Origin of the sequence: Polynucleobacter sp. MWH-Braz-FAM2G, from assembly GCF_018687635.1 — a bacterium.
GTDB lineage: Bacteria > Pseudomonadota > Gammaproteobacteria > Burkholderiales > Burkholderiaceae > Polynucleobacter.
Window position 1 is genome coordinate 564,409 of the sequence record NZ_CP061300.1, and the last position, 24,224, is coordinate 588,632.

24 protein-coding genes are annotated in these 24,224 nt (G+C 44.1%); 14 read left to right on the forward strand and 10 right to left on the reverse strand.

The genetic code is table 11. The features are described from left to right. Positions 1–168 precede the first annotated feature (168 nt). Positions 169–1,683: a sensor domain-containing diguanylate cyclase gene (locus FD973_RS02980; RefSeq protein ID WP_215324153.1), complete on the forward strand. Its 1,515-nt coding sequence runs from the start codon at positions 169–171 to the stop codon at positions 1,681–1,683. Positions 1,684–1,715: 32 nt separating this feature from the next. On the opposite strand, the gene FD973_RS02985 is transcribed toward FD973_RS02980, so the two are convergent. Beyond that, positions 1,716–2,543 carry a pyruvate, water dikinase regulatory protein gene (locus FD973_RS02985; RefSeq protein WP_215324154.1) on the reverse strand — a complete coding sequence of 276 codons (828 nt, stop codon included), beginning with the start codon at positions 2,541–2,543 and terminating at the stop codon, positions 1,716–1,718. A 106-nt stretch (positions 2,544–2,649) separates the two neighbouring features. On the opposite strand from FD973_RS02985, the gene ppsA reads away from it, so the two are divergent. Next, positions 2,650–5,055 carry a phosphoenolpyruvate synthase gene (ppsA, locus tag FD973_RS02990; protein WP_251368817.1) on the forward strand — a complete coding sequence of 802 codons (2,406 nt, stop codon included), beginning with the start codon at positions 2,650–2,652 and terminating at the stop codon, positions 5,053–5,055. An 81-nt stretch (positions 5,056–5,136) separates the two neighbouring features. Here ppsA and FD973_RS02995 read toward each other — a convergent pair whose 3' ends face one another. From FD973_RS02995 to smpB, 5 genes are all read right to left on the reverse strand, one after another. After that, positions 5,137–6,018, reverse strand: coding sequence for a peptidase (locus FD973_RS02995; protein ID WP_251368818.1), 882 nt, complete (start codon positions 6,016–6,018; stop codon positions 5,137–5,139). Positions 6,019–6,074: 56 nt separating this feature from the next. Continuing rightward, entirely contained in the window at positions 6,075–6,872 is a 798-nt protein-coding gene (locus FD973_RS03000; RefSeq protein WP_215324155.1) for a transglutaminase family protein, read from the reverse strand. A gap of 16 nt (positions 6,873–6,888) precedes the next feature. Continuing rightward, the gene (locus FD973_RS03005; protein WP_215324156.1) at positions 6,889–7,866 is read right to left on the reverse strand and encodes an alpha-E domain-containing protein; all 978 of its coding nucleotides are present in this window, start codon (positions 7,864–7,866) and stop codon (positions 6,889–6,891) included. Between the two features lie 26 nt (positions 7,867–7,892). Then, complete coding sequence (locus tag FD973_RS03010) at positions 7,893–9,305, reverse strand: circularly permuted type 2 ATP-grasp protein (RefSeq protein ID WP_215324157.1); 1,413 nt, start codon at positions 9,303–9,305, stop codon at positions 7,893–7,895. A 133-nt stretch (positions 9,306–9,438) separates the two neighbouring features. Then, on the reverse strand, positions 9,439–9,891 hold the full coding sequence (smpB, locus tag FD973_RS03015) for an SsrA-binding protein SmpB (RefSeq protein ID WP_114638281.1): 453 nt from the start codon (positions 9,889–9,891) through the stop codon (positions 9,439–9,441). 25 nt (positions 9,892–9,916) lie between these two features. Between smpB and FD973_RS03020 the strand changes: the two genes are divergently transcribed. The 12 genes from FD973_RS03020 (at position 9,917) to FD973_RS03075 (ending at position 20,222) form a co-directional block, all read left to right on the forward strand. Continuing rightward, positions 9,917–10,348: a type II toxin-antitoxin system RatA family toxin gene (locus FD973_RS03020; RefSeq protein WP_215324158.1), complete on the forward strand. Its 432-nt coding sequence runs from the start codon at positions 9,917–9,919 to the stop codon at positions 10,346–10,348. Next, on the forward strand, positions 10,341–10,691 hold the full coding sequence (locus tag FD973_RS03025) for an RnfH family protein (RefSeq protein ID WP_215324159.1): 351 nt from the start codon (positions 10,341–10,343) through the stop codon (positions 10,689–10,691). Before FD973_RS03020 ends, FD973_RS03025 begins: the two co-directional genes overlap by 8 nt. 26 nt (positions 10,692–10,717) lie before the next feature. Beyond that, on the forward strand, positions 10,718–12,181 hold the full coding sequence (guaB, locus tag FD973_RS03030) for an IMP dehydrogenase (protein ID WP_215324160.1): 1,464 nt from the start codon (positions 10,718–10,720) through the stop codon (positions 12,179–12,181). Between the two features lie 24 nt (positions 12,182–12,205). After that, positions 12,206–13,813, forward strand: a complete 1,608-nt coding sequence (gene guaA, locus FD973_RS03035; protein ID WP_215324161.1) for a glutamine-hydrolyzing GMP synthase — start codon at positions 12,206–12,208, stop codon at positions 13,811–13,813. A 143-nt stretch (positions 13,814–13,956) separates the two neighbouring features. Beyond that, positions 13,957–15,339 carry a TAXI family TRAP transporter solute-binding subunit gene (locus FD973_RS03040; RefSeq protein ID WP_215324162.1) on the forward strand — a complete coding sequence of 461 codons (1,383 nt, stop codon included), beginning with the start codon at positions 13,957–13,959 and terminating at the stop codon, positions 15,337–15,339. A gap of 71 nt (positions 15,340–15,410) precedes the next feature. Further along, on the forward strand, positions 15,411–16,208 hold the full coding sequence (locus FD973_RS03045; RefSeq protein ID WP_215324163.1) for a ferritin-like domain-containing protein: 798 nt from the start codon (positions 15,411–15,413) through the stop codon (positions 16,206–16,208). Positions 16,209–16,296: 88 nt separating this feature from the next. Then, positions 16,297–17,004 (forward strand): hypothetical protein, encoded by a 708-nt coding sequence (locus FD973_RS03050; protein ID WP_215324164.1) that lies wholly within the window; start codon positions 16,297–16,299, stop codon positions 17,002–17,004. 28 nt (positions 17,005–17,032) lie between these two features. Continuing rightward, a complete protein-coding gene (queE, locus tag FD973_RS03055; RefSeq protein WP_215324165.1) occupies positions 17,033–17,686 on the forward strand; it encodes a 7-carboxy-7-deazaguanine synthase in 654 nt (217 codons plus the stop codon). Positions 17,687–17,723: 37 nt separating this feature from the next. After that, entirely contained in the window at positions 17,724–18,188 is a 465-nt protein-coding gene (gene queD, locus FD973_RS03060; RefSeq protein ID WP_215324166.1) for a 6-carboxytetrahydropterin synthase QueD, read from the forward strand. After that, positions 18,189–18,647 carry a tRNA adenosine(34) deaminase TadA gene (gene tadA / locus FD973_RS03065; RefSeq protein WP_215324167.1) on the forward strand — a complete coding sequence of 153 codons (459 nt, stop codon included), beginning with the start codon at positions 18,189–18,191 and terminating at the stop codon, positions 18,645–18,647. After that, the gene (locus FD973_RS03070) at positions 18,644–19,588 is read left to right on the forward strand and encodes an LD-carboxypeptidase (RefSeq protein WP_215324168.1); all 945 of its coding nucleotides are present in this window, start codon (positions 18,644–18,646) and stop codon (positions 19,586–19,588) included. Before tadA ends, FD973_RS03070 begins: the two co-directional genes overlap by 4 nt. A 19-nt stretch (positions 19,589–19,607) precedes the next feature. Continuing rightward, complete coding sequence (locus FD973_RS03075) at positions 19,608–20,222, forward strand: heme-binding protein (protein ID WP_251368819.1); 615 nt, start codon at positions 19,608–19,610, stop codon at positions 20,220–20,222. Here the strand turns inward: FD973_RS03075 and FD973_RS03080 are convergent. From FD973_RS03080 to FD973_RS03095, 4 genes are read right to left on the reverse strand one after another with little or no spacing between them, the layout of a single operon-like run. After that, positions 20,219–21,094, reverse strand: a complete 876-nt coding sequence (locus FD973_RS03080; RefSeq protein WP_215324169.1) for a 23S rRNA (adenine(2030)-N(6))-methyltransferase RlmJ — start codon at positions 21,092–21,094, stop codon at positions 20,219–20,221. The two genes, FD973_RS03075 and FD973_RS03080, sit on opposite strands and share 4 nt — an antisense overlap. 3 nt (positions 21,095–21,097) lie before the next feature. Next, complete coding sequence (locus tag FD973_RS03085; RefSeq protein ID WP_215324170.1) at positions 21,098–21,889, reverse strand: phosphatase PAP2 family protein; 792 nt, start codon at positions 21,887–21,889, stop codon at positions 21,098–21,100. Then, entirely contained in the window at positions 21,886–23,154 is a 1,269-nt protein-coding gene (locus tag FD973_RS03090) for a glycosyltransferase family 9 protein (protein WP_215324171.1), read from the reverse strand. Before FD973_RS03090 ends, FD973_RS03085 begins: the two co-directional genes overlap by 4 nt. Positions 23,155–23,171: 17 nt before the next feature. Further along, complete coding sequence (locus FD973_RS03095) at positions 23,172–24,215, reverse strand: lysylphosphatidylglycerol synthase transmembrane domain-containing protein (RefSeq protein ID WP_215324172.1); 1,044 nt, start codon at positions 24,213–24,215, stop codon at positions 23,172–23,174. Between the last annotated feature and the right edge of the window lie 9 nt (positions 24,216–24,224).

A 24,224-nucleotide genomic window follows, 5' to 3' on the forward strand; every position in this document is an offset into this window, starting at 1 on the left:
AAAGAATGTTTATATTTCTGAATAACCAGTTCTTAAATGGCGATTATTCGATGCGCTCATTTAAAATGACCACATTCACTCTAATTTATAAAGGCTAATTCAAGTAATGCATGTTTCTAAGGGTGACAAGTCCGCAGAGTCATTTCATTGCAGCGGATTTCATAATTAATGGTTGTTCTCGAATCCTACGGCGTTGCTAGACGCAACCTTCGTATTATTAAAGCCATTGCTATAGCTCTGGCGATTGTTTTGGTTGGTAATGCATTTGTTTCTATTTACCTCCTTCGTAAAAGTAGTATTGAAGATCGATCAGCGCAATTATCCAATCTCACATCTATATTGGCCGAGCATACAGCTCAAACGATATTTTCAGCTAATACCGCGTTAGAGAGTATTTTTGATGCTATTGAAATGGCTCATATTCAAACTGAAATGAGCTATCAAAAATTTGCTTCTCAAAAAGATCTTTATGAATTACTAAAAGAAAAAACTAGTACCAATCCAGTTTTGGATGTCAGCACTTTTGTGGCATCGGATGGCAAGGTATTGAATTTTTCTAGAGAGTATCCTCCTCCCAATATCAATTTGAATGATCGCGATTACTTTAAATACCTAAGTACTCATGATGACCCAGCAATTTTTTATAGCGTGCCAGTGCAAAATAAAGGAACTGGAAAATGGGTTTTTTATCTAGCAAAACGCATTAATGGAAAAAATCATGAATTTTTGGGTGTGGTGCTTGTTGGCGTTTCGGTTGAGATGATTTCTTCGTTTTATAAGGGGGTTAGTTCCAGCTTGGGCGATGGTACTTCAATTATTTTGTATCGAAGCGACAATACCTTGTTAACTCGTTGGCCTTTAGTTACAAGGCAAATTGGCACAGTCAATTCATTGGGTCTGATCGAGCAGTCATTAGCTCATGCAGACCTCAAAAATGGGGTGGTTTTCTCATCCGATCCTGCGTTTACCAACCCTGATGAGAGGGGTGTCACCAGAATGCTTTCCTATAAGAAAGTAAATGGCTATCCATTTATTGTTGGGGCAACACTGCCAGAATCAGTTTATTTATCTAATTGGTACAAGAATGCTATCGGCGTATTGTTGGCTACTACGCTTAGCTTGATTGCTTTAATCATTGGCACATATTATTTGATTAGGTCCTACAGTAAGGGTGCGGAGCATTACTATCGTGCTAATCACGATATTTTGACTGGACTTCCAAATCGTGGCTTATTTTTTGATCGTTGTAGTCAGGCGATTAATCAGGCTAAACGCAACAACACTAATTTAGCAATTTTATTTATTGATCTTGATAATCTCAAAACAGTGAATGACTCCTACAGTCATGATGCTGGTGATGCTTTGCTCATTGAGGTTGCCAATAGATTGAAGTCGAGTGTGCGTATATCCGATACAGTCGGGCGTATTGGTGGTGATGAGTTTGTAGTCTTATTGCTGGGATCGGATACGGATGCCCATGTTTTACAGATAGCTGAAAATATTCGCCAAGCGCTCATGAAGCCTGTGAAATATGAGGGTGTGGAGCTGGCCTCAAGTGCGAGTATCGGTATTGCTTTGCATCCCACCCATGGAGAGGATGTAACGGAATTATTGCGTCGAGCTGATGAAGCAATGTATTTGGCTAAAAGTAGCGGTCGAAATAGTATTATTTTCGCCGGCTAATCTCACTATAAGGGTAATTTCTAGCCCCTTCTTTAGCCCAAAATTGTTTTATCTGACTTGATGGCTTGCAGTACAGTAGTCGCAATCTCTTCAATTGATTTGCTGGTTGTTAGAACCCAAGGAATAGACTGCTTTTTCATCATTGCCGTTGCTTCATTAATTTCATAGCGACAGTTTTCTAGCTTTGCATAATTGCTGCCTGGTCTGCGTTCATTGCGAATTTCAGAGAGACGCTCAGCATCGATCATGAGGCCAAAAATTTTGTGGCGATAGGGTACCAAGTCTTTTGGCAATTGTCCGCGCTCAAAGTCTTCCGGAATAAGTGGGTAGTTTGCTGCTTTGAGCCCATATTGCATCGCTAAATAAAGGCTAGTTGGGGTTTTACCAACCCGCGAGATCCCAATCAGAATCACATCCGCCTCGGCTAGATTTTGGTTGGACTGACCATCATCATGAGCTAGTGAATAGTTAATTGCCTCAATTCGGTTTTTGTATGCCTCAGTATCCGCATTGTGGTGCAGACGGTTCATGGCATGGGTGGATTTCATGCCTAGAGCGGCCTCTAAAGGGGCTACGAAAGTCTGGAACATATCGAGAATGAGGCCATTTGCCTTACTCACAATTGAATTGAGCTCAGAATTCACTAGGGTCGTAAAAACAATGGGTTGCACACCATATTTGCTGGCCGCCTGATTAATGCTGCTGACGGCATCATGGGCTTTGTCAACGCTGTCTACAAAAGGCACCCGAATATGCTTAAAAGTAGCCTCAAATTGAGCCAAAATGGATTGGCTGAAGTTCTCGGCGGTAATGCCGGTACCGTCAGAAACAATAAAAACAATGCGGGTTTCAGTAGACATGGATTTAGCTTAAAAGTCAGGGTCAGCACTACAATAGAATCATATTAAAGCATGCCCTATTTTGAGTGGCCGCTAGACCAGTTTCCTTATCTTTTGAGAGTATTTTATGTCCAACCAACAGCAACAAAATAGCAATATGGCAGACGCCTACGTTTTACCATTTGAGCAACTTCGTATGACTGATGTTGAATCAGTTGGCGGTAAGAATGCCTCCCTTGGCGAAATGATTTCTCAGCTAGCGTCCACTGGAGTTCGTGTACCAACTGGTTTTGCTACTACTGCATTAGCCTTCCGTGATTTTCTAAAGCACAACAACCTCACTGAGCGAATTCAACAGCGTTTGGATGGCTTGAATATTGATGATGTGCGCGCATTGGCCGAGGCTGGTGCGGAGATTCGTAATTGGATAGAAACTGCGCCATTTCAGCCTAGGCTTGAAGAAGAAATTCGTAAAGCATTTGCGGTTTTGGATGATTCAGGCAAAGGATCTTTTGCGGTCCGTTCCTCGGCTACTGCTGAAGACTTGCCAGACGCTTCCTTTGCTGGTCAGCAAGAGACTTTTTTGAATGTCGAAGGTATTGAAGATGTTCTCAAGAAAATTCGCGAAGTGTTTGCTTCTTTATATAACGATCGCGCCATCTCCTACCGTGTTCATAAGGGCTTTGCCCATGCTGAAGTAGCTTTATCTGCTGGTATTCAGCGCATGGTTCGTTCCGATCTTGGCGCTGCAGGCGTGATGTTTACTCTAGATACAGAGTCTGGATTTGAGGATGTTGTTTTCATTACATCAAGCTATGGCTTAGGCGAGACAGTTGTTCAAGGCGCCGTGAACCCAGACGAGTTTTATGTTTTCAAAACAACCTTGGCTCAAGGCAAAAAAGCGATTATTCGTCGCTCTTTAGGTTCCAAGTTAATTCAGATGCAATTTGCGCCGAAAGGTTCTGCTGAAAAAGTGCAGACCGTGGACGTATCTCCAGAAAAGCGGAATCGTTTCTCGTTGGAAGATGCTGACATTACTGAACTGGCTAAATATGCCATGATCATCGAGAAGCACTACGGTCGCCCAATGGACATTGAGTGGGGTAAAGACGGTCAAGATGGTCGTATTTATATTCTTCAGGCACGTCCTGAGACTGTAAAGAGTCAAGCTGCTGGACAAGTAGAGATGCGCTACAAGCTCAAAGGCAGTTCTAAAGTGCTGGCAAAAGGTCGCGCTATTGGTCAAAAGATTGGTGCTGGTCCAGTGCGCATCATTCGCGATCCAAGTGAAATGGATCGTGTTCAGCCTGGTGATGTTTTGGTTGCTGATATGACTGATCCAAACTGGGAGCCGGTCATGAAGCGTGCTTCAGCCATTGTGACGAATCGCGGGGGGCGCACTTGTCACGCAGCGATTATTGCTCGTGAGCTTGGTGTACCTGCAGTGGTTGGTTGTGGCGATGCAACCGAGAATTTACAAGACGGCATGATGGTGACCGTTTCTTGTGCTGAAGGTGATGAAGGTCATATCTACGATGGATTGATCGAAACAGAAGTGACTGAAGTATCGCGTGGTGTATTGCCAGATATCCCAGTAAAAATCACCATGAATATCGGTAATCCTCAATTGGCATTTGATTTCTGCCAGATTCCAAATGCTGGCGTTGGCTTAGCTCGTCTAGAGTTCATTATTAATAACTACATTGGCGTGCACCCTCGCGCAGTATTGGAGTATCCAAACATTGATCCTGACCTCAAGCGTGCAGTAGAGAGTGTTGCTCGCGGCTACGCTAGCCCACGTCAGTTTTATGAAGATAAGTTGGTTGAGGGCGTTGCTACTATTGCGGCCGCTTTTTATCCAAAGCCTGTCATCGTGCGCTTGTCAGACTTTAAGTCTAACGAATATAAGAAGTTGATCGGTGGATCGCGTTATGAGCCAGATGAGGAAAATCCAATGTTGGGATTCCGCGGTGCCTCACGCTATGTATCGGAAGATTTCGGCGAGGCATTTGCTCTAGAGTGCGCTGCAATGAAGCGTGTACGAGAAGATATGGGCTTAGACAATGTAGAAATCATGGTTCCATTTGTACGTACGATCAAGCAAGCTGAGCGTGTGATTGGCATGATGGAGAAGTTTGGCCTCAAGCGTGGCGTCAATGGCTTACGTTTGATCATGATGTGCGAGATTCCTTCAAATGCCATTTTGGCTGATCAATTCTTAGAGTATTTCGATGGCTTCTCTATCGGCTCTAATGATATGACTCAGTTAACTTTAGGTCTTGATCGTGACTCTGGTATGGAGCTATTGGCAATAGACTTCGACGAACGTGATCCATCAGTGGAATTTATGATTGCTCGCTCGATTGATGCTTGTCGTAAGCAAAATAAATACGTTGGTATTTGTGGTCAAGGACCTTCAGATCATCCAGACTTTGCCCGTTGGTTGGTCGAGAAGGGTATTACCTCTATCTCATTAAATCCTGATAGCGTAGTGACTACTTGGGAAATGTTGGGTAAGAATCTCAAAGCCTAAACATTCTTTAACGAACAAAAAAAGCCTAGATATTTCTAGGCTTTTTTGTTTTTACTGAGGGGCGTTGATTATCTTGTAGACCTACTTTTTCTTGGGCAGTGCCTTCTTGACCACCTTTTTCGCTAAGGTAGCTTTTTTGCTAACTGAAGACTTTACTGCTTTCGCTTTTGACGAAGGGGTATTAATCGGAACGCTACCCATTTTTTTGGCGGGAATGGAGATGTCACTTGATTTTTGAGTGCCACTCCAGCTTGGTTCGGCAATAGAGTTAAAGGCTTCACGCAGCTTCTCCCCCCATGATTGATGAATCATCGCAAAATAAGGATTTGCATCATCAAGGGTAACTAGTTTTGTAGCCTTTAAAGAATTTTTTTCATAAACCAGCATATCTAAAGGTAAACCAACCGAGATATTACTTTTTAATGTGGAATCCATCGAAATTAATGCGCACTTAGTTGCCAGATTAAGTGGAGTGGTGAAGTTAAGCACTCTATCTAAAATTGGCTTGCCGTACTTGGACTCTCCAATTTGGAAATAGCAAGTTTCAGGGGTGGATTCAATAAAGTTTCCGGCAGAATAAATATTGAATAGACGTGGCTTCTCACCTTTTACTTGACCGCCGAAAATCATATTGCAGTTAAAGTCGAGTCCGGCCTTCTCTAGGGCTGAATGATCTCGTTCATAAACTTGTTTAATTGCATCGCCTACAACAACCGCAGCTTCATATGAGTTTTTGGCTGTCCATAAGTTTCTGCCCTTGAGAGATTGACCTTGCAACAGAATTTCTTTAACAGACTGAGTGATGGCAAGATTACCAGCGCTCATGAGGGCAAAGAAGCGATCCTTATTCTGAAATAAGGTCATTTTTCTAAAAGTGCCAATTTGATCTACACCCGCATTTGTGCGAGTGTCAGACAAGAAAACAAGACCATCTTTAAGGCAAAGCCCAACACAATACGTCATACATTGACCCTCTTAATAATTTCTTGGAATTATCCCTTAATTATCCAAGAGGGTTGCTATGGCAACTGTTGAATGGAGATATTTGCGGTGAGTTCTTCGCCACCACCGCCTGAGCGAACACCCTTCACGGGCGCCGCTGAGTAATAGTCTCGACCAATGGCTAAACGAATGTGACTAGAATCAATTAAGCGGGCATGAGTAATGTCGACACTTGTCCAAATTCCTTTGTCAATATCACTACAAAAATCAATCCAAGCATGGCTAGCAAGGTTAGGTGATTCTTCAGCAAAAAAATACCCGCTCACATAACGTGCAGGGATTCCTGTTGCCCGACATAAGCTCAGCATGATATGAGCATGATCTTGGCAAACGCCAGATTTCATGGCGAACGATTGTGCTGCTGTAGTGGCAAAGTTCGTTTTTCCGGGAGAGTAAACAATCAAGCCTTGGATTGCTTCAGCGAGTTTAAGAACCTGATCAACTGAATTTTTCTTAGGCAGACTATAAGAGAAGTAATCGAGCATCTCTTCTGTTGGCTCAGTCAGATTGGTTTGTTGCAAAAGGTAGTAGGGTGAAACTGCTTTGGAATCATCAATGAACTCAAAAGCATCTTGTGTATGTACTTCGCCTTCAGCCTCAATCATCATCGAGGTATAAGGGCTTTCTTGCACAAACACACTGCATGTATTGCCAAATGTATCTATGGAGCTTGATGATTTTATGGGAGTGCTAATTCTCCACTTGTCGACTTGCTGGCCTGCAGTTGTTGGTGGTGTTAGGCGCAGTTCTTGGATGGAATACCGTACTGGAGTTTCATAGCGGTATTCAGTGCGGTGGCGAATTTTAAGATGCATATAGTCTTCGTGATTCTTAGGCGACAGCTAATGGAATGAGGTAAGCGTTACTGAACTCATCAGCTATGTGGTTGATGCGCTCTAGGAAGGTCTTAATAAACTCTTCAAGACCTTGCTCGAATACCTCATTAATATCTGAATAATCTAGACTGGCCTTAAGCTTCCCAAGTAAACGCTCGATTTCTTTTGATTGCTGATTCTTCACTTCGGAAATCAGAGGAATGAGTTCATTGATACAACAGACTAATGAGCGCGGCATTTGCTTGTTGAAGATCAGAAGTTCCGCTACTTGTTTGGGTGTTACCTGATCAGAGTAAATTTGACGGTAAATCTCAAAGGCGGACACGGAGCGGAGTAAGGCAGCCCAGTGATAGAAATCAAAAAATTCTCCATCTGTACCGTCTTCAGAAGATTTCTGGGCGCCCAGAACCTTGAGAGCATCTTGATCTTCGTATTTAGTCTCCAAAATGCGGGCAGTATTATCAGCGCGCTCTAGCAAGGTTCCCACATTAATGAAGTAGAAAGCCTCGTTCTTAAGCATGGTGCCATAGAAGACGCCTCTAAATAAATGACAACGATGCTTGACCCATTCAAGTAAACGACTAGGATCGGCTTGATGTCTTGCTTCTAGGATGCGTTGCAGCTCTAGCCAAGTGGTATTTTGAGTTTCCCAAACCTCGGAGGTGATCTTCCCGCGAATGACACGAGCATTTTCACGCGCAGCAAACAAGCAAGAAACAATGCTTGAAGGATTGCTAGTTTCATAGATCATGAAGTCCAAAACGTTTTCACGATTGATCACATCATATTTGCTTAGGAAAGCATCTTCCAGCTTCGAAATCGTGAGTAGCTTTTTCCAACTTTGCTCTAAAAATTCAGCGGGTTGTGGAAGTAGGGAGGTTTGATGATTTACATCCAACATGCGGGCAGTGTTCTCTGCACGTTCGGTGTAACGGGCCATCCAATAAAGACAATCAGCGGTACGACTTAACATTTTTTGTGGTTCCTCTTACTCTTCTCTCACTCTTCCAGTACCCAGGTGTCTTTAGTTCCACCACCTTGGGAGGAGTTCACTACTAAGGAGCCTTCTTTAAGTGCAACTCTAGTTAGTCCACCAGGCACCATCTTGATGGTTTTTCCAGAGAGCACAAATGGTCTTAAGTCGATATGTCTAGGAGCAACACCTGACTCTACAAAGGTAGGGCATGTAGAGAGAGCCAAAGTGGGTTGAGCAATATATTTATCTGGATTGGCAATGAGATGAGCTCTAAATTCTTCAACCTCTGCTTTGGTAGATGCTGGGCCAACCAGCATGCCATAGCCACCAGCTCCATGCGTTAACTTGACTACCAATTTATCTAGATTGGCCAATGTGTAAGCTAGGTCATCTGGCTTGCGGCACTGGAATGTAGGAACGTTATTCAGAATAGGTTTTTCGCCAAGATAAAACTCGATCATCTCGGGCACATATGGATAGATTGACTTGTCATCGGCAATACCAGTACCAATTGCATTTGCTAGAGTGACGTTACCAGCGCGATGTGCTGATAAAAGTCCTGCTACACCTAATGTTGAATCTGAGCGGAATGCTAGGGGATCCAAGAAATCATCATCAACACGGCGATAGATTACGTCTACTCGCTCAGGGCCTTGAGTAGTGCGCATAAAGACTTGCTCATTTTTTACAAACAAGTCCTTGCCTTCGACTAACTCAACTCCCATTTGTTGGGCTAAATAGCTATGCTCAAAGTAGGCGGAGTTATACATGCCTGGGGTGAGGACGACTACATTTGGTTTTTTTACATCATCGGGCTTAACCGACTTGAGACACTCGAGCAAAAGATCTGGGTAGTGTTCTACAGGAGCGACGCGGTATTTTTGGAAAAGATCCGGGAAGAGTCGCATCATCATCTTACGGTCTTCAACCATGTAAGACACGCCAGAGGGAACGCGTAGGTTGTCTTCTAATACGTAGAACTCGCCTTCACCTGCGCGAACAATATCAATACCTGCAATCTGTGCATAAATGTCGCGCGGCACGCTTACATTGCGCATCTCAGGCCGATATTGCGCATTGTTATAAATTTGTTCAGCAGGTACGATTCCCGCTTTAATGATTTCTTCATCGTGATAGACGTCATAGATGAAGCGGTTAAGTGCTTTTACTCGTTGGCGCAGTCCAGCCTCGAGCTGTTCCCATTCTTTAGCTGTAAATATTCGGGGTACCTGGTCAAAAGGGATTGTCCTTTCTGACCCTAGGTCGTCTCCGTAGACGGCGAAGGTAATGCCAACCCGTCTAAAGATGAGATCAGCTTCAGCACGCTTGAGACCCATTAAGGTGTCGCTTTGCTGCTTTAACCAATTGTGGAAGATTTGGTAGTGTGGACGCGCTTTGCCTGCGGCGTCGAGCATTTCGTCAAAAGGCAATTTCATAGTTACAAAACTAATGCCTTTTATAAGTATTAGGTAGGGGATTTTGAAGCGGCTTGGTGCTATATTGCACCATTAAAGTGCATAAATACTAAATTTCTAGCTTTTAGGGCTGTCCAAGCAAGTTTTTTGGTGCTTAAGCGTTTAAATCACCTCGAGCGATACGTCCCTTTTGTACTTCCCATTCACGCTCTTTGGTAGCGGCACGCTTGTCATGCTGCTTTTTGCCTCTAGCAAGCCCGATTTCGCATTTCACATTCCCCTTTGAGAAGTGGAGGTTCAGTGGGACTAGTGTGTAGCCCTTTTGCTCTACCTTCCCAATGAGTTTGCGGATTTCAATGGCGTTAAGCAGAAGCTTTCGAGTGCGGGTACTGTCGGGAACAATATGAGTGGAAGCTGATAGCAGGGGGGTAATATGGCAACCGATTAAAAATAGCTCCGCCTTGCGAATGACTACATACGCTTCTTTAATATGCACACGACCTGCTCGAATGGCTTTTACCTCCCAGCCTTCCAAAACAAGTCCAGCTTCAAAGCGCTCCTCGATAAAATAATCAAAGAAGGCTTTTTTGTTATCGACGATACTCATATTTATTTAGCTCTCAAGAACGATTATGGCAGACGTCTACAAGACCGTTTTAATTGGCCAGTCAGCCGACCGTATGTATGGCTTGGTTACTGATGTCGCCCGTTACCCTGAGTTTTTGCCTTGGTGTGGCGGGGTGGAAATTTTTGAGCAAACTGAGACAGTCCTTGATGCCAAAATCAATATTCACTTTAAAGGGATTACGCAGTATTTTCACACTCGTAACGTGAATCATCGTCCAGAGACTATTGATATGGTTTTTGTCGATGGTCCTTTTAAGCATTTTTCGGGGCAGTGGAACTTCATACCCTTGCGAGAAGACGCCTGTAAGGTGGAGTTCAAGCTTCACTGGGAGTTCAAGAGTGTCATCCTCGATAAGATTATTGGTCCTGTTTTTGGCCATATAGCCGGCACCTTTGTGGATTGTTTTGTAAAGCGTGCAGAGGAGTTGTATGGCTGAGCGCACGCTTGATTTGCTGCTCTGTGATGCGCGACAAGGTCAACCCGTTTTAAGGCCCTTTCAGCTCATTATTAGTGGTGATGAGACCCCAACGATTGGATTGGCGCTGATCCAAGCTGGGATTGCCGCAAGTCCAGACGACCCTGCTCTAGCCAGAAAGGGGTGCTATGGAGTCTTTGGCAAGCGTAAGGAGTGGGATAGCCCTATCTATCCTGGAGATCGCTTGGAGCTTTACTCTCCTTTGTTAATTGACCCCAAGATGGTACGCCGCAAAAAGGCCAATCAGAACCAGGATGCCAAATTCCAGGCTGCCGCAGCTAAAAGAAAGGCTAGGAGGCTATAATCTGTTTTTGCGACTAGGGGTTTTGCATGCGACTCATTCAAAAAGCACTCACTTTTGACGATGTGCTCCTCGTACCGGCTTATTCATCGGTACTCCCTCGAGATGCCAGTTTGGCAAGTAAATTAACTCGAGAAATTTCACTTAATACACCATTGGTGTCCGCTGCTATGGATACTGTCACTGAAGGTCGTTTGGCAATTGCCATGGCTAGTGAAGGCGGTATTGGCATCATTCATAAAAACTTGAAGCCTGCTGAGCAAGCGCGTGAAGTAGCTAAGGTAAAGCGTTACGAATCTGGTGTGTTGCGTGATCCAATCACAATTGGCCCAGACGTTACTTTGCGTCAGGTTAATCAACTTTCACGTGAGCATGGTTTTTCAGGATTTCCTGTTCTTATCGGCAAAGAAGTGGTTGGCATTATTACGAACCGCGACTTGCGTTTTGAAGAAGATTTAGACGCTCCAGTAAAAAGCAAGATGACTCCACGTGAACGCTTGATTACAGTGAAAGAAGGTTGTTCATTGGATGAAGCAAAGCGCTTGATGAGTCAACATCGATTAGAGCGTGTACTCGTTGTCAATGACAAGTTTGAATTGCGCGGCTTGATTACTGTGAAAGATATTCTGAAAGCTACTGAGCATCCTAATGCTTGTAAAGATAGCGAAGGCAAGCTACGAGTTGGTGCGGCGGTTGGTGTAGGCCCTGATAACGATGAGCGTATTGAATTATTAGTACGCGCTGGTGTTGATGTGATTGTGGTTGATACTGCCCATGGTCACAGCCAAGGAGTATTAGATCGAGTCAAGTGGGTTAAGAAAAACTACCCTCATGTGCAAGTGATTGGCGGCAATATTGCTACAGGCGATGCCGCAAAGGCATTGGCTGATCATGGCGCCGATGGAGTCAAGGTTGGTATTGGTCCTGGTTCCATTTGCACGACTCGTATTGTTGCGGGTGTAGGTGTTCCGCAAATTACAGCGATTGTGAATGTTGCGACTGCGCTCAAGGGTACCGGTATTCCGTTAATTGCTGACGGTGGTGTGCGTTACTCGGGTGACGTTGCTAAAGCGTTGGCGGCTGGCGCAAGTGCTGTCATGATGGGCGGTATGTTTGCCGGTACTGAAGAGGCGCCTGGCGAAGTATTTTTGTATCAAGGGCGTTCTTACAAGAGTTATCGCGGTATGGGTTCTTTGGGGGCGATGGCTGATGGTTCAGCTGATCGTTATTTCCAAAGCGACATTGTTGCCAATGCTGAGAAGCTTGTACCTGAAGGTATTGAAGGTCAAGTGCCTTATAAAGGAAGTGTTCTAGCAATCTTGCACCAGCTGACTGGCGGTATTCGTTCTTCCATGGGTTACCTCGGATGCAGAACGATTGATGAGTTGCATGAAAAAGCTAACTTTGTGGAGATTACCTCGGCTGGCGTGCGCGAGTCTCATGTGCATGATGTAAAGATCACTAAAGAAGCGCCAAATTACCATATTGATTAAGACTTAAAAAAGATTGCTTTATTCGTGCACGACAAAATACTGATTCTCGACTTTGGTTCACAGGTAACTCAACTTATTGCTCGGCGCGTACGCGATGGACGGGTGTATTCGGAGATTCATCCATATGATTGCGATCCCGAATTCATCCGCAAGTTCATTCAAGAGCAAGGTGGCAAAGGCATCATTCTTTCTGGTGGCCCTAGCTCTGTAACCGAGGAAGGAAGTCCACGCGCACCCCAAATAGTTTTTGAACTGGGTGTACCAGTGTTGGGGATTTGTTATGGCATGCAAACCATGGCTACCCAATTAGGTGGTGCGGTTGCATCAGCAGAGTCCTTGGGTAAAGCGCGTGAGTTTGGCTATTCTGAAGTGCGAGCTCATGGTCACACCAATTTACTCAAAGGTATTCAGGATTTCTCCACTAGTGAGGGGCATGGCATCCTCAAGGTATGGATGAGTCATGGGGATTCAGTCACTACACTGCCACCATCATTTAAGTTGATGGCCTCAACTGAGTCTTGTCCGATTGCTGGCATGGCTGATGAAGAGCGCCGTTTTTATGCGTTTCAATTTCATCCAGAAGTTACTCATACTATCCAAGGTACAGCAATTATTAATCGTTTTGTACATGAGATTTGCCATTGCAAACCTGATTGGGTAATGGGTGATTACATCGCTGAAGCTGTAGAAAATATTCGCAAGCAAGTAGGTGATGAAGAGGTTATTTTGGGTCTGTCAGGTGGAGTGGATTCCAGTGTGGCAGCAGCGTTGATTCATCGCGCTATAGGTGATCAACTCACTTGTGTGTTTGTTGATCACGGACTTCTTCGTTTAAATGAAGGCGACATGGTAATGGAAATGTTTGCGCGCAACCTAGGTGTGAAGGTAATCCGCGTTGACGCTAAAGATACCTTTATGGGTGAGTTAGTTGGCGTTACTGATCCAGAAGCAAAACGCAAAATCATTGGTAAAGAATTTGTTGAAATCTTCCAAACAGAATCTGGAAAAATTAAGAATGCAAAATGGCTTGCACAAGGAACTATCTATCCTGATGTGATCGAGTCCGCTGGTAAAGGCAAGAAGGGTGCGCATACTATTAAGAGTCACCATAATGTTGGTGGCTTACCTGAAGATATGCATCTCAAATTACTTGAGCCATTACGTGAATTATTCAAAGATGAAGTGCGTGAACTAGGTGTTGCATTAGGCTTGCCGCGCGAAATGGTTTACCGTCATCCCTTCCCAGGCCCTGGTCTAGGCGTGCGAATTTTGGGTGAAGTCAAAGCAGAATTTGCAAGCTTATTGCAACGAGCAGATGCAATATTTATTGAAGAGTTGCGCAATACGATTGATGAAGTTAGTCAAAAATCATGGTATGACCTCACCAGTCAAGCTTTCGCAGTATTCTTACCAGTAAAGTCTGTTGGTGTCATGGGCGATGGTAGAACATATGAATATGTTGTTGCGCTAAGAGCAGTGCAAACCCAAGACTTTATGACAGCGCATTGGGCTCATTTGCCACATGAGTTGCTTGGTAAAGTTTCTAACCGCATCATTAATGAGGTGCGTGGCATCAATCGTGTTGTTTATGACATCAGCGGAAAACCGCCGGCAACGATCGAGTGGGAATAAGAGCTCACACCAATTCCTTTGGTGTATCCATAGCTCAATAAAGTAGGTATAGTAATTCGCTATTGCTGTAGGCTTAAGGTGTAAAACATTCACCTGAAAATTCTAAATAAAAGATATGCCAATTTCATCTTACGGAGAAATTCATGGATAGCTTGAAAGAAGAGATACGCGAGCATATTTCAGCCATATACCAAACGGCTTTAGATGAAATTAAAAACGTATTTAATTTATTAAAAGAAATTTGGCCACTTTTATTTTTATTATTGCTTGCTCTTAGCGTTTTGATCTGGTTTGCAAAGCCTGCTCCCCCTAAAAAAGTACTAATGGCAACTGGTGTTGGTGGTTCATACAAGGTATTGGGGGAAAAATATCGCACTTTTTTTGAGAAAAAAGGTATTGAGCTCAAGCTTATTGAGACGCATGGTTCCAAAGAAAATCTTCAGCATTTAATTGACCGAAATGACCCAATACAGGCAGCTTTTGTTCAAGGTGGAATGATTGCGTCAGATGATCTTAGTGGCGTTCAATCTTTAGGTAGTGTTGATTATGAGCCAGTTTGGGTTTTTTATCACAGCAAGGCGTTCAACGAAAGTACAAGACTCTCGGATCGAGATATTGCTAGGCTCAAAATTAATATAGGTCCAATAGGAAGTGGTACCCATACTCAGGCGGTGAATATCTTCAAGTTAAACCATTTAAACACCAGCTCCCCTAATTTATTAAATATGGGTAATACGGATGGTGTGAGCGCTTTAGAACGTGGCGAAATTGATGGGGTTATTTTAGTTGATGGTTTTGATTCTCCTAACGTTCAGCGACTGATCAAAAATCCCGATATAAGATTGGCCACATTTAAGCGCGCAGATGCTTATACACGCCTGCTATCCTATTTCGAAGAGGTAAGCGTTCCTATGGGCGGTTTTGATCTTGGTAGTAACACTCCAGATCATCCCATTCAGTTGATATCGACCACAACAAACCTCTTGATTGATGATCGCTTGCATCCTGCCATTCAGGTCCTATTTCTCGAGGCGGCAAGGGAAATAAATGGCGGGAAGTCGTATTTTTCTAAAGTGGGTGAATTCCCCGTTTATATGAATACTGAAGCGCCTTTAAGTAATGAGGCAAAGTATTTTTATGAAAAGGGTACACCTACTCTCATGAAATATTTACCTTTTTGGTTGGCAGAATTTATAGAGCGGATGTTTGTGCTTTTATTGCCCTTTGCGGCATTTGCTTATCCAATTGTTAAATCCATACCAAACTATCGTATGAACCTCGCACGAAAACAAATTAACTCAATCTACAAGGATTTGGATAAATTTGAACAAAATACAATTGAGTCATTTGATCCAAGTAAGAGGGCGGAATACATTGAGATACTCAATGAGATGGAACTCAGAGCATTAAACTCAAAAGCATCTAGGTTAGCCACTGCAGAGTGTTATAGCCTCAGGAGCAATATTGAATTTATACGCAACGCACTTGAAAAGCAGGTAATTTACAAGGGTAGGCAAGCGCATTAAAAATATGTCCCGCCTGAAAATTACTATTCAAAATCTTTTTATGGGATTGGCTACAGAAGCCTATTGCTGTTATGTCTGAATTAAGACAAATTTCTTTTGAAGTTCTCGCTGTCGCAGATGCGCAAAGTAAGGTGGATAGGCTATTTCAATTATTTGATGACTATCAAAAGCAAGCAATTGAACTCGATATCTTTCTTAAGATTGACTCTCGAAATTTTATACTTCCCGGTCGTCCATCAAGGCCAGAGTTGGTGCCTCCCAAACTCGTCCCCAAAAGAAGAATGAATAGCCCAGAGGGAAGGGCGCGTTTATTGCACTCTTTAGCTCACATTGAATTTAATGCCATGAATCTTGCGCTCGATGCGATTTGGCGTTTTCCAGATATGCCTCAGCAATACTATGAAGATTGGTTACGGGTGGCCAAAGAAGAGGCGTATCACTTTAGTCTAGTGAATGAATATTTGCATTCTTTAGGTTTCTGCTACGGTGATTTCACTGCCCATAATAGTTTATGGGAGATGGTGGAGAGAACGACGGATTCAGTCATGGCCAGAATGGCATTAGTTCCCAGAACAATGGAGGCTCGTGGATTGGATGCAGTGCCTATGATTTTGGAGCGGTTCCAGCAGGTAAAAGATGCAAGGGCAGTAGAGATCCTTGAGATTATCTTGCGCGATGAAATTGGTCACGTACGAATTGGTAATCATTGGTTCAACTTTTTGTGCACTCAAGAAAATATCTCACCAATTGCTGCGTATAGAGACTTAGCTAGAAAATATCGTGCTCCTGTTTTAAAGCCGCCATTTAATTTGGAGGCACGTAAGCAGGCTGGTTTTACATCTGAAGAGTTAAGTCTACTGGGGGTCTAATTGATGAATATATATGCGAAGCTCTACAATGGAGCTTATTGACTTTTAATTGTTGCTTAGAGGGTTGGTTTAAATCTACATCTTCAGTATGAAAATTAAGCAAAAATTTACCCTTTTTTTAATGCCACTATTAATTGTGGGTTGTATTTCGTCTCAACCTTTTCCGCAAGGCGTTGTAGAGATTCAGCCTCAACCAATTCCTCAGATGCGCGCTCCAAGAGTTGGTCAAGAGTGGGTGTATCAGGTTCGCAATGTTTTTAATCAAGAAATTATTGATACCATCACTGAAAAAGTAGTTTCTGTTGGTAATGAAGTGCGCATTGCTCGTTCGAGCGCTAAAACAGGCCCATTGCCAGATGAAATTCAATCTCCTTGGGGATTTGTAACTCAGGATCCTCATTGGAGGCCGGCTCAGATTTTTACTAAGCCCATTCCTTTATGGCCCCCGCAATTAAGTGCTGGTTGGAATGGATTTTTTACTACTCAGTATCAAGTCCCATCCTATCCTGATAGTAAATACTACTGGGGCTTAGGCATGACCGCTTTGCAATGGGAGCGTATTAAGACCTCAGCAGGTGAATTTTTAGCCCTACAGGTTCATAACGATGTACCTAACTTTGTTAGTAATGACCTATTTAGGCTTGCCAATGAACGTCAAGAGGATTTGTGGTTTGCACCCGAGGTAGGTCGCTGGGTCATTCGGCGAAGCTCTGGACGCTACATTACCGCGGGGGTCTATTGGTCTAATGCCTACTGGGAAGATTATTTACAGTGGGAGTTAATCTCCTGGAAATAGGCAATGCGCTTAAAATAGACGCATTGCTATGTATACCGTAAAAGAACTATTTCCCACGCTTCAGGGCGAAGGAGCCCACGCTGGTAGGGCTGCAGTATTTTGTCGCTTCGCAGGATGCAACCTTTGGAGTGGGCGTGAAGAGGATCGTGATACTGCTGTTTGCCAGTTTTGTGACACTGATTTTGTGGGGAGTGATGGTCTAGGTGGGGGTAAGTTTGAAACGGCCAATGCTCTTGCGGATGCGATTGAGTCTTCATGGCGCAGTACTTCAGCGGGACCCCAACAACGTTATGTCGTGTTTACGGGAGGTGAGCCCCTCTTGCAATTGGATGAGAATTTAATTGCAGCTCTTCATCAAAAGGGTTTCGAAGTGGCTATTGAGACAAATGGCACGATTAGAGTGCCCAAGGGGGTTGATTGGGTTTGCGTTAGCCCAAAAGCAGGCGCTGAATTAATCGTTCTTCAGGCGGATGAGTTAAAGCTGGTGATTCCACAAAATGACCATCGAGAGTTAGAAAAACTGATGTCACGATTTGAGAAGATGGATTACCGCAATCGATTCTTGCAACCAATGGATGGCGCTAACCTCAAAAACAATACTGAATTAGCAGTAAGCTTATGCCAAAAGAGGCCCTTATGGAGATTAAGTTTGCAATCTCATAAACTTATCGGGATACGCTGAGCAAGTTAAGCTTAAAGAATAATGAATGACTTAATCAATGACTAATAAACAACCCGCCATCTCCATTACGCGTCGCTTAGAGTTTGACTCAGGACATCGCATCCCAAACCATGACGGTCAATGTCGTCATCTCCATGGCCATCGTTATGCCATTGAGGTAACGCTTACCGGAGAAGTGGCAGATCATCCTGGCAAAGCAGATGATGGGATGGTGCTAGATTTTGGCGACATCAAGCGCTTAACTAATCAACACGTTGTTGAGCTTTGGGATCATGCATTTCTGGTGGCAAAAGAGGATGAGGCTCTGGTTGCATTCTTAGGAACTTTGCCTAATCACAAGACGGTCATCATGGAGCATGTGCCTACTGTTGAGAATCTAGCGAATGCGGCCTTCGCGATTTTGCAGCCCATTTTTAGCAAAGCCTTTGGAGGTCGATTGGAGCTTTCTGCAATTCGACTTTACGAGACGCCGAATTGCTGGGCGGATGTTCATCCCTCTTAAATGATCCAAGCAGAGCTTGACCATCAATTTATGCGTTTGGCTATTGAGCAGGCTCAATTAGCAGCGCAATCAGGAGAGGTTCCTGTGGGTGCTGTGCTGGTACGTGATGGCAAGGTGATTTCTAAGTCATTCAATAAGCCTATCACCAACCATGATCCTAGTGCTCATGCGGAAATGTTGGCTTTACGAGAAGCGGGCGTGATTGAGCAAAATTATCGATTTCCTGGTAGCACCTTATATGTGACACTTGAGCCTTGTGCAATGTGCTCTGGTGCCATGCTCCATGCTAGGATTGATCGAGTTGTATATGGAGCGGCAGATCCAAAAACGGGTGCTGCGGGTAGCGTATTGGACTTATTTGCATCAAAACAGATCAATCATCAGACTAGCGTTGAGGGTGGCGTCTTGAGCGAAGAATGCGGTCAGTTGTTGCGCAATTTTTTTAAGGAGCGACGTTGAAATCGATTCATCTAATTGCTCCATCAGGGGCAAGTTTAGATAGCAAGAGTCCCTTAGTAGGCATTCAATGGCTTGAGAATCAAGGCATTGCTGTCCAAAATACGGACTGTGTTCAGCGCGTGTATGAGCGCTTTGCTGGAAGTGACAAAGATCGCCTTTCAGAATTAAATGCTATCTCCCAGCTAGATCCTGGGAAAGTGGTAATGGCTATGCGCGGGGGTTACGGTTTGCATCGCTTGCTACCAGAAATTGAATGGGATTTGATCGCAAAAGCAATTCAAAAGGGTCTGCAAGTGTGCGGTCATAGCGACTTCACTGTATTTCAACTAGGATTATTGGCTAAGACTGGCGCTGTTACATTGGCTGGTCCAATGCTCAACTATGATTTTGGTCGACTTGGGGATGACGGTTCTCCAGTTACGCCTGATGAATTTATGTGGAGCCATTTTCAGACGGCCATTCAAGAGCGAAAACTTGAATGTAATGTGTTGGTTGCACAATCCTTTTTAGGTGAGGCGAGCCCTAAGTCTCTTCAAGGTTTATTGTGGGGTGGTAACTTAACTGTATTAGCTGGTTTGGTGGGAACTCCCTACTTGCCGAGCACCAAACAAACTCAAGGCGGTATTCTATTTTTAGAGGATGTAAATGAACATCCTTACCGTATCGAAAGAATGCTGATGCAACTATTGGATGCAGGTGTTCTTGAAAATCAAGGTGCGATATTGTTAGGTGGCTTTTCCGCTTACCGCCTATACGATAACGACAAGGGTTATTCACTCGAGCGTGCTATTGAAGCGATTCGCAAGCGTTTGCCAAAAGATATTCCAATTCTCACTGGCCTACCATTTGGCCATCAGTCGAACAAATTGACCTTACCAGTTGGTGCTCAAGCAAGTTTGGGTTTCAACCCAAATGGCTTTGAACTAAAAGCCAACTGGTAATTTTTTGACACATCCATTCATGCGGGGCGCTTTCATTCTGATAGTGTTCGCCTTTACTGGGGTAGCAATGGCAACTGAAGAGCCCAAATTTACTATTCTCGAAAAAGAACCCCCGTTTGAGGTTCGTGCTTACGCTCCCATGATTGTTGCTGAGGTGCGGGTGGAGGGTGATTTGGATAGTGCTTCAAGTCAAGGCTTTAAGTTGATTGCAGCATATATCTTTGGACAAAATCAAGTAAATGAAAAAATATCCATGACTGCACCTGTAGTAGTTGAAGATCAAGGACCTAAGAGCGCCAAGATTGCGATGACTGCGCCAGTAGGAATTGAGTCAACAGCAGGTAAGTGGACAGTGTCTTTTGTGATGCCTGCTGAATACACTATGGACACAATACCCAAGCCATTAAATCCGCAGGTTCAACTTCGGCAAATTCCAGCACTTAAAAAGGCAGTAGTGAGCTTTAGTGGTTTTTATGACAACCAGAAGGTTTTGGAAAAAACCTCAGAACTTGAGCAATGGATGAAAACTCGTAATTTATACGCAAACGGGGCGCCTAATTTTGCGCGGTACAACCCCCCGTGGACCTTGCCTTTTATGCGTCGTAACGAGGTAATGATTACTTTGCGAGATTAGTTTTTCGCCTCAAAACTCTTCAAGATAAACTGTCCACCACCATTAATTTCTAAGGCCTTGGTTAAGGTTGGCAGTGCTTGCGCTAAGTGTTTTTCTAGAGTCCAGGGCGGATTAATAATGAACATGCCGCTTGCCTGCAGGCGACGCTCGCCTTGTGCGTTTTCAACGCGCAGTTCCGTATGCAACCAAGAACGCTTATAAGCACCGGCAATTTTTTTAAGACGATCAGGAAGGGCGGCTGATTCTCTGCGGGAGAGTACTGGGTACCAAATAGCGTAGCAACCAGTAGCAAAACGTTGCAAAGCTTCTTCCATAGCAACTTCTAGATAGCGGTAATCTTGTTTGTCCTCATACGATGGATCTATCAGCACTAGGCCACGTCGACTGGGAGGGGGAAGAAGTCCTTTTAATCGATTGAAGCTATTTTCAGAATAGATATCAATCTGTTTAGATTGTTTTAGTTCACTAATGTTGTGGCGAAGAATATCTATCTCTTTGGGATGCAGTTCAAATAATTTGATTCGATCTTGGGGGCGCAGGAGACGTGCCAAAATAAAAGGGGAGCCAGGATAAGTCTTGAGTTGCCTATCAATATTCTCAGCCAAAATGTAATCTAAATAGTTTTGAACGCTCTCTGGAATGGGGTTGCCTGCTTCCTTATATTTCATGAGTCGAAATATGCCTCCCTCTGCCTCTTTGCTAACAGAGGCAAAGCCATCTTCTAGGCTATAAATCCCAGCACCAGCATGCGTATCAACCAGCGTTAACGCTCCAGGCTTTTCTTGTAAATACTCGACAAGATGAATCAGAGTAAGGTGCTTAAGAATGTCAGCATGACTACCAGCATGAAAAGCATGTCGATAACTAAACATAAATTATTTTGGGTTACCAGAAATCTGGCTAAATTGCGCCTTGACAAAGAAGATCAAGGTGATTGTGACGATAGCAATGGACGCGTATTGCAATGGCAGATTTAATTCAAGATCCATGGTTTGGGTAAAGTGCGCATAGATTGCTGCACCACCACTAATTGCAATGATGCGAGGCCAGATATTTCTGGGTGTGAGTTGATTTTCAGGAACGTATTGCGCCAGAATTGCACCCAGCATTCCACACCAAATACCTATTCCAGCTCCAGCTAGTACGTCCGTAAGCCAGTGAGCTCCTACCCCCATGCGCGAAAGTCCTACAAGCGTAGCCACAATAAAAATAGGGAATGCTTTTATACGTCTAGATTGATCGCAGGCGAAGTAAAGCGCACTAGCGATGGCAAACGCCGTCAATGTATGACCCGATGGAAATGCCTTGCTTAGCAACGGCCCTCCAAGGTGATGAAAACTATCGCTACTGAGAAGGCTTTCGGGTCTCGGTAAGTTAAAGAGACGCTTGAGGCTGAAACTTGCTATCGCAGTAAATCCACCAGCAAATATTCCAGCGCTTAATAAGCGGGGCGCCAAGAGAAGTAAAGGAAAGGCGAGTGCAAAGACGCCCCAGCCATTTCCTAAGAATGTAAGCCAGGCCCATAGAGTGTCTGGGAGTAACTGTGTGAAGCGATTGATGAATAAAAAACTACTAGTTTGAATTTCACCGAAATAAATTGCGCATGCTAGCGCAAGAGGGGCCAGCGGAATAAACCAGGCGAAAGTCGGTATTACTTTCTTGCTCATCCAGCAGAGCGACCCTTTGCTTGATCAGAGGCTTTAAGTTGTACAACAACTTTCTCTAAAACTTGAGCTACAGTAATTGCTTGCATACAGACGTTGTCATGGCAAGGAGTCTTGCGATGATTGGCAGCGCTTACACAAGGTGAACAGGCTAAGTTGGCTGTAATGGCAATAGAATTACCAACTGATCCGTAGAGAGCCGGGGTCTCTGGGCCAAATAGAATAACAGTTCTTAATGGTGTTACTGCTGAGAAGTGGCCAGGGCCAGAATCGTTAGTCACCATGACATCAGACAGGGTGTAGAGCGGTGGAAGTTCAGCAAAGTTCACCTGGCCAGCAAAGTTCAAGGCATTTTTAACGTTAGCTACAGATCGAACCTTATCCACATACACGAATTCAGCAGGTGAGCCAGTAATTAAAATAAGATCATTGGGGTATTGTTGGTGGATTGCTTGAATCAATTCCGAAAAACGCTGTTGCGCCCAGCGACGCTGTGGCAGTAGGTCGCTAGCATTCGGATTGATCAGAATGAGGCGATCTTTTCCAGGGGTGTAACTGATCCTGGCTTCTCTTGCCAGTCTCTCAATACGTTCACGTACTTTTTCTAGGGCATTTGGATTGATGATGGCTTGCTCTAAGCGAACTTCAGAATCTGGAATCTCGATTTTGCTAAAAGGGATCTCAATTTTTTGAGCAAATGCCGCATGAATTAAGGATAAAAAATTCTTGGTAATGTGAATATGCGGGTTGTAATGAACTTTGCGAGTTAGCATGAACCCGCGCCATAATCCTTCACCATGAAAGATATGATACCCAACGCGACGACGCGCACCACACATCCCCGTTAGTAGAGCGGTAAATCTAGAAAATAGCTCCAAATCAATAACAGTATCGATGCGGTGTTTACGAGCAAGCACCAAAAAGCGCAAAGTATCTTTAATCAGACCACCCAAGCTAGACGAATCAATCGTAAAAATATTTTCTGGTTTCACCGTGTTGAGCAGTGTCAAACTAGCGCGATTACTTTTAAAGATCAAAAAGTAGAGTTCTGCACCGCGTGCTTGCGCATTACGCATCGCAGGATCGACCAAAATAGCGCTACCCATTTCGGATAGTTCAATGAAAAGTAGTCTTTTGGGTGTTTGCGGACCGCGGCTGAAAATATTTTTGATACCGTCGACCAGAGCAACTACAGGGCTCACGATTGCGCATAATGGCACACCAACCCAATGATCGATGGCGCGCATTGTATTGACACTAATAGTCATAGTCTTACTCTAGAAAATTATTTTCGTTTTAATAAAAAATAGGCGCCAGGCAAAACCGACAATACAGTAATGGCGCCGTAGCTAATGGAGGCAAGAACTGTTAATGAAGGATTTACACCCCACAGGGCGAGGACGGATGAAAGCGTAGCTTCTCGCAGGCCCCAGCCTGAAATACTAATTGGTAACATTAGTAACAAACTTAGTGCTGGCAGGCCAATCATTAATCCTTCAATAGGAGCATCCACCCCGTAGGCTTTCATGCAAAAAAGCAGAGTCAGGATGGTAAGGAAATGAATCCCAATTGCTAAACATGCTTGCGCAATATTATTAGGCCAAGCAAATGCAAGCTGGATACCTGGCATCGCTTGATACATATTGAAGCGATCTAAAACTTTTTGTAAAAGTTGTTTGCTAGGGGTCCAGGCCAGGATGACTGCAATCACTACGCCAGCAAGCAGCATGACGGCCATTACTGCATAGCCCAAGTCTTTACCCCATGCGGCTAGGGTAGCTCCACCCAGTATTAGGCCAATAGCGCCAAGCAAGTTATTTCCAGCTAAGCCCAAAAGTCGATCGACTAAGACCATTGCAAAACTCAGGCGTAATTTTGGCGTTGCGTGTTCGAGGTCTACAGAATGATGAAGCTCTTCATCGAGCTCTTTGGTTTCAGTAAAATTTCCTGTGCTGCTTAGGTGGGTGGCAGTGATGGCGCGATAGCTATCTCCACCCAATGTGCTCGGCAAGCCTTGATTAATTAAGCCGCCAGTAAAGTAAAGACCGATATAGGAATAGATTCGGCGAGGAAAACCTACGGACTGCATGAATAATCCCCAACGATATCCACCACAAACAAATGCCAACATCATGCTTCCTAGTGCGGCTAAAAACCAAAGAGGCTGCATTTGAATATGACTATCAAATAAAGAATGCCAATCAATGCCGCTAGTTGCTTTCCACAGAAGGGCAATCGATAGCAGAATGCGAATAGTGGGCCAAGCCCGTTTAAGAATAGATTTCCACCCCGATTGGGCTTTGGGTGTGGGCTGGGCTTGTGAACTCATAAGCGTAAG